Annotated in this window: 12 protein-coding genes; 10 read left to right on the top strand and 2 right to left on the bottom strand. The window is 65.5% G+C overall.

Going from position 1 to position 11,629, the window contains the following annotated elements:
- Window positions 1-856 precede the first annotated feature (856 nt).
- The 3 genes from X803_RS0111440 to X803_RS0111430 all read left to right on the top strand — a co-directional run bounded on the left by X803_RS0111440 (window position 857) and on the right by X803_RS0111430 (window position 2,792).
- Window positions 857-1,264 (top strand): hypothetical protein, encoded by a 408-nt coding sequence (locus X803_RS0111440; protein WP_026545243.1) that lies wholly within the window; start codon window positions 857-859, stop codon window positions 1,262-1,264.
- Between the two features lie 182 nt (window positions 1,265-1,446).
- Window positions 1,447-2,271 (top strand): hypothetical protein, encoded by an 825-nt coding sequence (locus X803_RS0111435; protein ID WP_026545242.1) that lies wholly within the window; start codon window positions 1,447-1,449, stop codon window positions 2,269-2,271.
- 137 nt (window positions 2,272-2,408) lie between these two features.
- On the top strand, window positions 2,409-2,792 hold the full coding sequence (locus tag X803_RS0111430) for a VOC family protein (RefSeq protein WP_026545241.1): 384 nt from the start codon (window positions 2,409-2,411) through the stop codon (window positions 2,790-2,792).
- 128 nt (window positions 2,793-2,920) lie between these two features.
- Here the strand turns inward: X803_RS0111430 and X803_RS19480 are convergent, their stop codons facing one another.
- Together X803_RS19480 and X803_RS0111420 are read right to left on the bottom strand one after the other, a co-directional pair.
- On the bottom strand, window positions 2,921-3,703 hold the full coding sequence (locus tag X803_RS19480) for a 5'/3'-nucleotidase SurE (RefSeq protein ID WP_035778649.1): 783 nt from the start codon (window positions 3,701-3,703) through the stop codon (window positions 2,921-2,923).
- Window positions 3,700-4,728: a 1-phosphofructokinase family hexose kinase gene (locus X803_RS0111420; protein ID WP_253907453.1), complete on the bottom strand. Its 1,029-nt coding sequence runs from the start codon at window positions 4,726-4,728 to the stop codon at window positions 3,700-3,702. The genes X803_RS19480 and X803_RS0111420 overlap by 4 nt, the downstream gene beginning before the upstream one ends.
- 176 nt (window positions 4,729-4,904) lie before the next feature.
- Here X803_RS0111420 and X803_RS19475 point away from each other — a divergent pair, with 176 nt between their 5' ends.
- The 7 genes from X803_RS19475 (at window position 4,905) to X803_RS0111385 (ending at window position 11,613) form a co-directional block, all read left to right on the top strand.
- On the top strand, window positions 4,905-5,741 hold the full coding sequence (locus X803_RS19475) for an NAD(P)-dependent oxidoreductase (protein WP_084033681.1): 837 nt from the start codon (window positions 4,905-4,907) through the stop codon (window positions 5,739-5,741).
- Window positions 5,742-5,754: 13 nt separating this feature from the next.
- Window positions 5,755-6,327 carry a tripartite tricarboxylate transporter TctB family protein gene (locus tag X803_RS0111410; RefSeq protein ID WP_253907454.1) on the top strand — a complete coding sequence of 191 codons (573 nt, stop codon included), beginning with the start codon at window positions 5,755-5,757 and terminating at the stop codon, window positions 6,325-6,327.
- A gap of 7 nt (window positions 6,328-6,334) precedes the next feature.
- Window positions 6,335-7,840, top strand: a complete 1,506-nt coding sequence (locus X803_RS0111405; RefSeq protein ID WP_026545238.1) for a tripartite tricarboxylate transporter permease — start codon at window positions 6,335-6,337, stop codon at window positions 7,838-7,840.
- A 59-nt stretch (window positions 7,841-7,899) separates the two neighbouring features.
- Window positions 7,900-8,904 (top strand): tripartite tricarboxylate transporter substrate binding protein, encoded by a 1,005-nt coding sequence (locus X803_RS0111400; protein WP_026545237.1) that lies wholly within the window; start codon window positions 7,900-7,902, stop codon window positions 8,902-8,904.
- A complete protein-coding gene (locus tag X803_RS19470) occupies window positions 8,901-9,563 on the top strand; it encodes an RraA family protein (RefSeq protein WP_156930054.1) in 663 nt (220 codons plus the stop codon). Before X803_RS0111400 ends, X803_RS19470 begins: the two co-directional genes overlap by 4 nt.
- 72 nt (window positions 9,564-9,635) lie before the next feature.
- Window positions 9,636-10,430, top strand: a complete 795-nt coding sequence (locus tag X803_RS19465; protein ID WP_051470695.1) for an IclR family transcriptional regulator — start codon at window positions 9,636-9,638, stop codon at window positions 10,428-10,430.
- A gap of 13 nt (window positions 10,431-10,443) precedes the next feature.
- Complete coding sequence (locus X803_RS0111385) at window positions 10,444-11,613, top strand: MFS transporter (protein WP_026545236.1); 1,170 nt, start codon at window positions 10,444-10,446, stop codon at window positions 11,611-11,613.
- The last annotated feature ends 16 nt before the right edge of the window (window positions 11,614-11,629 follow it).

Raw genomic sequence — 11,629 nt, 5'->3', positions numbered from 1 at the left:
AGAGGTATACCGAGCAGGCCGAGGCGAGCCGCTGCGATGTCTGGTGAACCGACCGAAGACAGGGGCAACAGCTCCATCACCATCGGAGAGGAACTGAAAATCCATAATCAGCATTCCTCCTCACTATCCGTCTCGTCATGCATATCGCCCCTATCGACGTCTTTGCCCTACTTCCCTCGCCCTCAAACGACATAGGATTCGCTGCGGTCACTACGCGCTGAACTACCTCGGCGCCACCCTGATCGGTGTGATCCTCATGCTCCTGTTTGTGATGGTGCTTCAGCACGCACCGGCCTCAACCCGCTCAAGTTGCAACGTGAACCTTGCGGCCGGACAGGTCGTCATGAGGCACGGTGCTCAATATCATGCCCAACATGGGAGCCATTCACGGTCCCCGGTGGCTTCCCTTTGGTTGCAGTGTTCCTTGCCTCAGCGCTCAACCTGCCCACCGAGGCAGTGGGCTTTGCTCATTGCGGTTGACGGGTTCGCCGGAATCTTCCGCCACGCTCCTCGACGTCAACGGCGACACCTTCATCGCAATGCTGGTTGCCAACGCAGTCGGTGAAATCGATCGCGACGTTTACGCCGGAAAGAACAGTGGTCGCCGAAGCGGTGCCCTGCGGTGAACTGGAAAGCGGAGGAGCATCCGTTGACTCAGCGAGCGTGCCCACTCAGCCACTGCCACGAGGGCATAGGAGCATGGATGCCGGGTTGGCAGACAGCTGAAATACTACGACGACCGCTAGTTTGGCGAGGACTACCCTCGCCACCACTGACCGTCGTCAACTCTCCGGTATACCGGTGGTTTCGAACCCTGATCCTTGCCCCGAAAACCAACGCAGAGGACAGTGATTCCATGAGCACACGCCGGCTGGCCCTGATCCTTGTCGGTGGAGTACTCGGCGTCTTCCTGCTGGTGCTCCTGCTCATGTTCTCCATGGGTGACCCGCCACCCGACCCCAGCACCGCTCCCCTTGAGGTCGTGGCGAACAGCCCCGACGACGGTCGGTGTCTCCTCAACCGGGAGGACGTTGCCGCCGGGATGCACGAGGTGTCAGTGATCACCGAGGGCTCGGACGCCACAGTGGCGCTGCGCGATGAGACCGGGCAGACGGTATTCCAGTCCGAGGACCCTCAGGTTCCTCCGGCTGACGAGGAACCGGACGCTACCGGCGTCGAGCTCTTTGAGGGCCAATACACGGTGATCTGCCAGTATCCGGACGGCACCACGGGTGAGGCGCCGCTGACCGTAACGGCGGACTGATTTCTGGCTTCCGTCGTTCAAGGGATCAGCATGTGCACAAACGCCCGGACCCTGCTTTCGACGCCGACCGCAGCGCCGCGCCGTAGACTCGCTGATGCCGAATGACATTCAGGCTCGGGGGAGGAATAGACATGCACCATCGATGGAGAAAACACGCTTGTGCCGACCACACCAGTGAAGTTGTGAGCCGCCTCGAACCACTCGTGCCGCGCATCGAGGAACTCGCGCCGGTCCAGCCGGCCGAGTTGGCTGACTGGATCTCCGTCGAGGCCGACGACGAACCCGAAGTCCCCGGCCACGGTTGGATGGTGGAGCTGGACGATGAGGTCTCCCTGCTGGTACACCCAGACCGGGACGACCTGGCGAATCTGTTGGGCGAGCAGGCGGGAATTCGATCCGTCGTCCAGCTCGACCGCGAGGTGTTGATGGTGAGTGCGCCACGGATGTGCGCCGACGGGGTGCGTGCCGCCGCCGTACTGGCAGTCGCGGCAGCGAACGGGCGGATCAACGATGCTGCACCCGCTGAGCAGGCAGGGATTTTGCCTGCAGGCGTGCCAGTGGCACCGGCACCCACCGCGGAGACTGCCCGTTCTTCTGCCGAGGACGACGCCGAGTCCCGGCTGGTTACCGCCGATGCGCGTTGCGAGGGCCGACCGGTGCAGCTTTGGGTCAACATGGACGGCATTCTTCTTCTGCCCAGCGGGACCCTCCCCCACGGCCCACTGGACCCGAGTGATAATCCGCATCTGCAGCGCGCCAGGCTCACCTCCGGCAGGGCTGCCGCACTTGCGGAGCGTCATGGCGGGCGTTGGATTCCCTACCCTTACCTCCGCATTCTCCGCCTGCGCAGCCCCGGACTATTCCGACGTCGATGGAGCGCCACGATCACCGAACGAAGTGGCGCTTCCGTCTCGATGACCTGGAAGGGAACCCGCCCGCACGCGCTGGTGCTCTGGGGTTACGTTGTAGCTAAATGCGGCCTCGGATCGGTGAACGGACTGCCCTGATCGGCTCGGTCAGGCAATGTCGAGTGAGCGGAGCTGCCACCCTTCCGACGGCGCCAGATAACCAGGCACGGACGGGTCAAACCCGTCCGATGAGGTTTAAACTTTGAGGGTCCATCAGTATGAAAAGAGGTCGAACCGTGCTTAGCTCCAGCAAGGTGACGACGATCCTGCCTGTGAAAGACATGGACCGCGCACGAAATTTTTACGAGAAGTCCCTCGGCCTGACTCCGGCGGGCCCCCTGGAGGACGGCACATGCCTCTTCAGTGACGACGGCCATCATGGGATCCAGCTCATGCTGAAACCGGAAGGCAGCCCGTCCGGCAATACAGAACTCAGCTTCGAGGTGGAGGACATCACAGCGGAATTGAAAGTACTGGAGTCGAACGGGGTCAGATTCGAGGACTACGATCTGCCCGGCCTGAAAACTGTCGATCACGTTGCAGAAAGCGACGGGCAGAAGGCGGCCTGGTTCACCGACACGGAGGGGAACATCCTCTGCCTACATCAGATCGCGGGCTAACCCGCACCTGACGAGGGGCCTGGAGGTGAGCTCGGAGAGCAAACACCACCGCTGCTGTTCTTCGGGCTGACCAGGTCACGGGGAGCGGACCGACCAGCTCAGCACTCGTAGCCCTATTCGGCGGGTTGTCAGGGAGCTAAATCCCGCAGCCGCTCCTGCAGCAAAGGGGCAGCCGACTCGGTCACCGCGGTGATCGCCGTGACGGGAGCAAACCCCGCGGCGAGCAGCGTGAAGTCGCTGTGCTCGTCCGCCTCACCCACGGTGTCCTCCACCGTCAACCTGATGTACTGGTGCCCGCGCTCAGCCATGGTGGTCTGCACAATCCCGAACTCCGCAAGCGTGGCCGCCCGGTACTCGGGCTGGTCGTTTCCCGCCCTGTTCGGAACATTCAGGTTGAGGACCGTCCCGGGTTCCTGTTCCAGCAGAACCGGAAGCAACCCCGCAGCCATCCTGGCCGCACGCTCCCAGTACAGCTCCGTGGGATTCAGGCCAGTGTCGAGGGATACTGCCATGCCGCGACGGGCGTTGATGCCGGCTGTCAGCGCCGCACCCACCGTACCGGAGTGCAGAATGGCGCGCCCCACGTTGGCGCCGAGATTCACGCCGGAAAACACCACGTCCGGCGGATCTCCGAATGCACCATGCGTTGCAATCATCGAAATGAACCCCGGCGCCCCGGGCACCGCGAATGCCCGGACGCCATCTAGTCCTTCGATGGACCGCTCCTCAATCTGGATCCGGCCCTCGTTCTCCACCGCGACGATCGACGCGCTGCTGCCGCTCGACTCGATGGAGGGGGCCGCTACCGTAACCTCATGTCCGCCGGCCGCCAGCTCGGCAGCCAGGGCATGCAGTCCCGGCGAGCTGATGCCGTCGTCGTTCGTGACAAGGATTCTGGTGGGCCGGTTCATTGTGTACGCAGTCCTTTCGCCAGTTCATCAGGGGTTGTTCCTTTCGCCGATTCCCGCTGATGACCGCCTCTGTAGGGAACGATCCGGACCGACCCCATGAGCTGGCGGATGGTCTCGGCATCGCCCGTGCCCAGTCCGTGCCGGGTGACGTTCAGCGCTCCGGCGGCACTGCCCTGGGTGACGGCCTCACGAACGGAAGAGCCGGATGCCAGTGCCGCGGCCATTCCGGCCGTCAGCGAGTCGCCGGCCCCTCGGGTGTCAACGGTTTCCAGTGACGGCGCGTGCACCTCATGCACCTCGTCCTCATGCAGCAGGAGCGAGGGCAGATCCGCTCTCGTCACGACCACCGTTGCAGCGCCCTCTCCGACGAGGTCACGCATCGCGCGGATCAGGTCCTCGGGCCCGGTGGAGCCCGCCCGGCCGCTGTCCACGAGTTCATCATGTGAAACCTTGACCAGTGCGACGCCGCCGTTCACGGCTGCCGTGAGCCGGTCACCCGCCAGATCCGCGATGACGGTACAGCCGGTTTCGGTGAGATCGGCGGCAAGGCGCCGATAGGCGTCAGCCGGCACGAGACCCTCCTGCGCAGGGCCGCTGAGGATGACGGTCCCGGCGGCTATCCCGGCCTGCATGGTGAGGCTGTACAGCTGGTCCAGTTCATGCCGTGAGAGCCGGTGCCCCCGGGACTCAGCCAGCTCCTTTCGCTCGCCGCCCCGACGGTCATGGATGTATGCGCCGCTGCTTCCGGCGCCTTCCACCCCAAGCACCCTGATGCCATGCTGCTGGATCAGGTCGCGGGCCACCCTGCCCGTCTCCCCGGAGAAGACCCCGCACAGGGTGACCGAGGCACCAAGTGCCTGCAGCATGCGGGCCTGCCACACACCCTGGCCGCCGGCGTGGATATGAATGTCCGCTTCCCCGTCGAGGTCCTCGATGGTGACGGTCAGGACCGGTGACGGCGCAAAAACCACTGCTGCACCCATCGCAAGAACTTCCTCCGGATTGTGGGAACGTCCGCTTCCCACCAATTTAACGCTCTGCCGATCTTTGTGCGAGGGGGAACCCGCTGTGACCCACCTCTCCCATCCCGGTTGACATGTGACCTGAGGCACGCCATGCTTATTACCAGCACGTGGAAGCAGTTACCACAGAATGGTAAGTACAAGACCTCCACCCCTGCGAAGAAGCAGAAAGGAAACACATGCACTGCGCAATCATCGGACTGGGCGAGGCAGGCTCTCGCTACGCGACAGCGCTGGTGGGGGCCGGACACACCGTGACCGCCTTCGACCCCCGGGACGTCCCGGCACCCGACGGAGTCGCCCTGGCAGCATCGGAAGCTGAAGCTGTCTCTCACGCAGACATCGTGCTGGTACTCACCTCCGCCGCCGTGGCACGCAAAATCGCCGAAACCTGCGCACCGCACCTCAAGGCCGGTGCCATCTACGCCGACCTGACGTCGTCGGCCCCTGCGGAAATGGAGGCCCTGGCCACCGAAGTGGAACAGACCGGCGCGCACTTCGCCGACGTCGCCATCCTCGGCCCCGTCACCGTCGCCGGCGCCGCCACTCCGCTGATGATCAGCGGATCCGGTGCGCAGACTGCTGCTGACATCCTCGGCGGGCTCGGCGCACCGGTCGACACGCTCGAAGCCCCCGCCGGCGCCGCCATGGCCCACAAGCTGCTCCGCAGCGTCTTCATGAAGGGCCTCGCCTCGCTCATTGTCGAGGCGGTGTCTGCCGGAGACGCCGCCGGTGCCAGAGAATGGATCCGCAACGAAATCGCGAAGCAGCTCGCCGGAGATGGACAGGCCGTCATCGACCGGTTCCTCACCGGCACCCGGCTGCACGCAGAACGGCGAGGGTTCGAAATGGAATCAGCCCGCGACTATCTTTCATCGATGGGCGTGGCCGCTGAAATGACTTCGGGAACCGTCGCTTCCCTGAAGCGCCTGGCACAGGAAACTGCGTCCGGCACCCCTACCCCCAGGAGCTCGGACAATGAGTCCAATCTGGCCTCGAGCAGCGCGAAAGCCTGATGACGTGGTGACCATGTCAAACACGACGACGCCGGCAGTCCGCCCCGCCGAATCCACGGAACCTCCCGCAGGCCCTCCGAAGATCCTCCTCGTCGCGACTCCCCTTGCGCTGGCCGCACTCTCTGCCGCAGTGATCTTCACGAGTTTCGGTCTGGGTTACTGGACCACCCTCGGCCCCGGCCCCGGATTCTTCCCCTTCTGGATCGGCCTCCTGATGGGGATTTCCTCCCTCGTCTGGCTACTCCAGGCCCTGCGCGGCAACCCGAACGTGCTCCCGCAGCCGGAGGAACCGGTCGCACTCGACACGGACACCGTCAGGACCGCGCCGACCGCGAAGAAGCGGCCCATCTGGACGGTGCTGCTGAGCCTGGTGATCCTGGCCAGCCTGCTCGAACTGATCGGCTTCCAGCTGAGCATGTTCGCGTTCCTGCTCTTCCAGCTCAAGTTCCAGGGCGGCCGCAAGTGGCTCTCGTCCCTGATCATCGCGCTGGTGGGAAGCTTCGGCGTCTTCTACCTCTTCACCGAGGTGCTCCAGGTGACCCTGCCGACGTCGTCCATCAACATCCTCGAAGATCTGGGGCTGTGAGGCACTCATGGATGCTCTAAACAACCTCATGATGGGCTTCGCTGAAGCCCTCACCTTCCAGAACCTCCTGTTCGCGCTGATCGGCTGCCTCGTGGGCACCATGCTCGGCATCCTTCCGGGCATCGGCGCCACCGCGGGCATCGCGATCCTCATTCCGCTCACACTGAACATGGAACCGGTCTCGGCGATCATCATGCTCGCCGCCATCTTCTACGGCACCGCGTACGGCGGAACCATCACCTCGGTGCTGCTGAACATCCCCGGCGAGAGCGAGTCGGCGATCACCTGTATTGACGGCTACGCCATGACCAAGAAGGGCAAGGCAGGCGTCGCGCTCACCATGGCCGGCATCGGGTCCTTCTTCGGCGGCATCGTCGCCACCATCGGACTCGCCCTGGGCGCCCAGGCGCTTGCCGGCGTCGGGCTCCTGATCGGTCCGCCGGAATTCTTCGCCCTCGTGATTGTCGGCCTCTCACTCCTCGTGGGGCTGGTGGGCAGGTCCATCGCGGCCGGCCTGATCTCGGCGTCGATCGGCCTGCTGATCGCCATGGTGGGCATCGACCCGGTCGCCGGTCTCCCCCGGTTCACTTTCGGGTCCGCCCACCTCTTCGACGGACTGAACTTTGTCCCGGTGATCATCGGAATCTTCGGCCTCGGGGAACTGCTGGACAACCTGGTGGCTCCGACCCTCCGGCCCAAGGCACCCCGTCTGCGTGACCTGATTCCCGGCCGGACCGATCTGCGCCGCGGCGGCGTGGCCATGCTGCGCGGAACCGCCCTCGGCGTGCCGATCGGCCTGGTACCCGGCATTACCAACGCCATCTCGTCCCTGCTGTCCTACAGCGTGGAAAAGAAGGTGGGCCGCTACCGCCATGAGCTGGGCACCGGGGCCATCGAGGGCGTCGTCGGACCGGAAACAGCCAACAACGCGCACTCCAGTGCTTCGCTCGTCCCGCTCTTTGCACTCGGTATCCCCGCGACGCCGGCCATCGCCGTCCTGATGGGTGCCTTCCTGCAGAACGGGCTCACACCGGGGCCGCTGCTGTTCACCCAGGAACCGCTTCTGGTCTGGACCATCATTGCGAGCTTCTTCATCGGCAACATCATCCTGCTGATCCTGAACGTTCCGCTGGTGGGCCTGTGGACGCGTGTGCTGGCTATCCCCCACGAGGTGCTGGTGGCGCTGATCTTCGCGTTCCTCATCATCGGCTCCTACTCGGTGAGCAACAGCGTGATCGACGTGTTCATCATGATCGCGTTCGGCATTGTCGGCCTGATCTTCCGCCGCCTCAGCATCCCGCTGGCGCCGCTGGTGCTCGCCGTGGTCCTGGGCCCGTTCCTGGAGTCGGCGCTGCGGCAGTCGCTGCAGCTCTCCCAGGGAAGCTTCGACATCTTCTTCACCCGGCCCATCACCCTGACCCTGCTCATCACGGCCGCCCTGATCTTCATCGGCTCCATCGCGGCGAGCGGGCTGAAGCGCAAGGCGCTGCTGCCCGCCGACGCCGAAAGCTAAACCCCATGTCCCCTTCCATCCGTCCAATCCGTACCACCACATCCACTAGGAGTTCGACAATGCGTAAGACAATCACTTCAGTTTCGGGAGCAGCGCTGCTCCTGATCTCCGTGGCCGCCTGTGGCGACGCCTCCGGTTCCCAGGAACAGGGCGAAGCCAGTGCCAACTACCCGGAGGAAAACCTCACCATGATCGTCGGCTACGGTCCCGGCGGAAGCACCGACGTCGGCGCCCGCCTGATGGCCGATGCCCTCGAGGACGAGCTCGGTGTCAACGTCACCGTGGAAAACAAGGAAGGCGCCGGCGGCCAGGTGGGCCTCACCGCCGTGGCCAACGCCGACTGCGACGGGTACACCTTCGGCACCGCCAACTTCCCCTCCGCGATTGTCTCCGTGCTGGACGAGAGCCGCGGCGCCACCTACGACCGCGAAAGCTTCGCGCCCATCGGCCTGCAGGTGGTCGACCCGACGGCTATCGTTGTAGCCCCGGACAGCCCCTACGACACCATCGATGACCTCCTGGCCGCCGCGGAAGAAACACCGGGCGAGCTGCTCTACACCACCACCGGCGTAGCCAGCAACGAGCACTTCGCCATGGTCGCCGTGCAGGAAGCAACCGGCGCCGAATTTGCGCCCGTACACTTCCCCGACGGCGGCGGCGCACCCAAGACCGCCTTCCTCGGCGGCGAGGTAGAGGTCTACGTGGCCAACGTGAGCGACGTCGTCGAAATGACCGAAAACGGCCAGGGCAAGGTCATCGGCATCATGGATTCCGAGCGCAGCCCCTTCCTGCCGGACGTGCCCACCTTCACTGAAGCAGGGCACGACGTCGAAATCTCCTCATCGCGCGGCTACGCCTTCCCTGCCTGCGCACCGGAGGAAGCAGTGACCACCATCTCCGAGACCATGGGCACCATCATGGAAGACGAGGAATTCCAGACGAAGATGAAGGAACTCGGCCTGGCCCCCAGCTACCGGGACGCCGCAGCCTACACCGAGTACTGGACCGAAACCGAGGGCACCTTCGAGACCCTCTTCCCGCTGGTCCGTGAGGAAGGTAAGTGAGCCCCTTCGCCACTATCCCGGAGCGCCCCCATCAGCCGCTCACGCCGGAGCTGAAGGAGCGCCTCTGGGCGCTCCCCAGCGCGAACATCGGTGACGCGATGGAACGGCTCGGCGTGATGGACCCGGCGATTCACCCCGTCTGGAGCGGTGCCCGGTGCGTCGGTACCGCCCACACCGTCTGGACCCGCGCAGGTGACAACAAGTACATCCACGAGGCGCTGGCCACCGTGCAGCCCGGGGACATCATTGTGGTCAGCGGGCAGGCGGACGAGAGCCGCGCACTGATCGGTGAGCTCATCGGCGGCAAGGCCAGGATCCGAGGTGTGGAAGGCTTCGTCATCGACGGCGCCGTGCGCGACGCTCCCGGACTCGAGGAATACCGCATGCCGGTGTTCGCCCGGACTGTCACTGCGGCCGGCCCGTACAAGAACGGACCCGGCGTGGTCGGGGCAACCATCGCCGTCGGCGGTGTCCCGGTCAACCCGGGGGACATCATCGTAGGTGACGCTGACGGCGTCGTCGTCATTCCGCGGCAGCACGCCGAGGCGGTGGTGGCCGCCGCAGAGGCCAAGCGCGACGCCGAGCAGGCCACCCGGGACCAGATCGACCGCGAGCTGGAACTGGCTGCCCCGGACGCCCGGGTAGGCGCTTCGGGCTAAAGTGTTTCCCGGCCGGACCCCCACGTCCGGCCGGGAACGCCTGTCCCGAAAAATCCAGCTGAAAGAGACACCGTGGCACCGAACGAATCGCCCATGCGATCGCTGGAACGCGCCTTCGATGTACTGGCCGTCCTCGAGCAAAACATCCGTCCGCTGCGTTTGACGGACATCGCCCAGCAGGCGGGACTGGCCGTCAGCACCACCCAGCGCATCCTGAACGTGCTGGAGGGCCGCGGTCTCGTGGAGCGCGATGACTCGACCTACCAGCTGGGCGTCGGCACCGTCCCCATGGCGCATGCCTTTCTGCGCGGCAACCGGCTCAGCGCCGCCGCGCTTCCCGTCCTGCAGGAACTCGCGTCTGCGACGGGACTCACGGCGTCGCTGTTTGTCCGGTCCGGGCTCAGCCGCGTGGTTGTCGCCCGTGTGGAGGGAGAACACCCGCTCCGGTACGCGCTGCCGATCGGCGAGCGGCTGCCCCTGCATCTCGGCGCCGGCCGCGTCCTCGCCTCGGGGATGACCGACGAGGAGGTCGATGAGCTCCTGCAGACCGTCGATGTGATCCAGATGCAGTCCGGTCTGGAGCTCACCCCCGAAGAGTTCAAGGAATCCCTCCAAGCCATCCGCGAAGACGGCTACCTCGTGGCACACAGCGAACGCGCCGTCGGGATCACCTCCGTCTCCGCTCCGGTGTTCAGCGCAAGCGGGCGGATGGTCGGCGTGGTCATTGTCAGCGGCGCTGATGCCCACATGACGGAGGAGAAGATCCAGCAGGTGGTGTGGGAGGTCCGGCAGGCCGCCCAGTCGATCGGCCAACGCCACCTGAGCGCACCTGAGCCGGTGCAGGCCCGAAACACCATCGGACGCTGATGGTGAGCGGCGGATGACTTCACGGGGCACTTCTGCCGCGCTCTGGCTGATCTTCGTCCAGGCGGTCATCACCCAGGGCATGGCGTTCACGGTCCGCCCCACCATCTCCTACCGTGCCCTTGAGATCGGGATTGCTCCGGCCTGGCTCGGTGCCCTCGCCGCAACCTACGCCGCCGCTCCCCTGCTGTGCGCGCTGCTCGTCGGGCAGGCAACCGACCGGTTCGGGCCAAAGAAAATTATGGTGGTCGGCACGCTGCTGATGGCGCTGTCGGGGGTCGCGCTGACCTTCATCGGCGGGACCATCACCGTGCTCGTCGTCGGCAGCGTGCTGTTGGGGATCGGCCATCTGATGGCCGTCATCGGACAGCAGGCCGGGGTGGCCGGGCTGACGCCGCCCGGGAAACTCCAGTCCGTTTTCGGGCACTACACGCTGGCGGGCTCTCTCGGCCAGGCGCTGGGCCCGGGACTGATCGCCGTCTTCGGCGCCAACGCCACCATCCCGGACACCGGTTCAATTTTCGCCGTCGCGGCGGTGCTGATGGCCCTCTCGGTGGGAGTCGCCGTCGTACTACCGGTGCCGCGTTTCCGCAAGGGCGGCAGCGACGCCCAGCCGGCGAGCTGGCGCGAAATCCTGCGGATCCGTGGACTGGTCCCGGCGATCACCATCACGGCGATTGTCCTTGCCGCCGTCGACATCACGCTGATCTACCTTCCGGTGCTCGGCGCCGAACTGGGCATCAGCGCGGGGGTGGTGGGGCTGCTCCTGTCGGTGCGTGCCGCCTCGTCGATGCTCTCCCGCTTCTTCCTCGGCTCCCTGGTCCGCGCCCTCGGCTCCGACCGTGTCCTCCTGCTCAGCCTGGTGATCGCAGCGGTATCGATGGCGCTGGTGCCGCTCGGATTCCCGATGCCGGCGCTGGTTGTCCTGCTGGTACTGCTCGGGTTCGGGCTCGGCGTGGGCCAACCCGTAACCATGGCGTGGCTTGCCGCCGCCGCGCCGCCCGGCAGCCAGGGCCGGGCCATGTCGCTGCGCATCAGCGGCAGCCGGCTGGGGCAGATTGTCTTTCCCACCGCCGCCGGTGCCGTGGCTGCCGGGCTGGGAGCATCCGGCGCCCTGTGGGGCATCGCGCTGGCGCTCGGCGCCGCCGGCGTCATCTCCGCCCGTTATCCACTGGAATCCCGATAGGCAAGGAACACATCCG

The organism is Arthrobacter sp. 35/47 (genome assembly GCF_000520475.1).
Taxonomy (GTDB): Bacteria; Actinomycetota; Actinomycetes; order Actinomycetales; family Micrococcaceae; genus Arthrobacter_D; species Arthrobacter_D subterraneus.
This window is presented reverse-complemented; position numbering and strand designations above follow the sequence as displayed.

Bases quoted from the DNA above. Each gene is read 5' to 3' on its own strand.
- X803_RS0111440 (WP_026545243.1), top strand. From the start codon at position 857: ATGAGCACACGCCGGCTGGCCCTGATCCTTGTCGGTGGAGTACTCGGC.
- X803_RS0111400 (WP_026545237.1), top strand. From the start codon at position 7,900: ATGCGTAAGACAATCACTTCAGTTTCGGGAGCAGCGCTGCTCCTGATC.
- X803_RS0111385 (WP_026545236.1), top strand. From the start codon at position 10,444: ATGACTTCACGGGGCACTTCTGCCGCGCTCTGGCTGATCTTCGTCCAG.
- X803_RS19480 (WP_035778649.1), bottom strand. From the start codon at position 3,703: ATGAACCGGCCCACCAGAATCCTTGTCACGAACGACGACGGCATCAGC.
- X803_RS19475 (WP_084033681.1), top strand. From the start codon at position 4,905: ATGCACTGCGCAATCATCGGACTGGGCGAGGCAGGCTCTCGCTACGCG.
- X803_RS0111405 (WP_026545238.1), top strand. From the start codon at position 6,335: ATGGATGCTCTAAACAACCTCATGATGGGCTTCGCTGAAGCCCTCACC.
- X803_RS0111410 (WP_253907454.1), top strand. From the start codon at position 5,755: ATGTCAAACACGACGACGCCGGCAGTCCGCCCCGCCGAATCCACGGAA.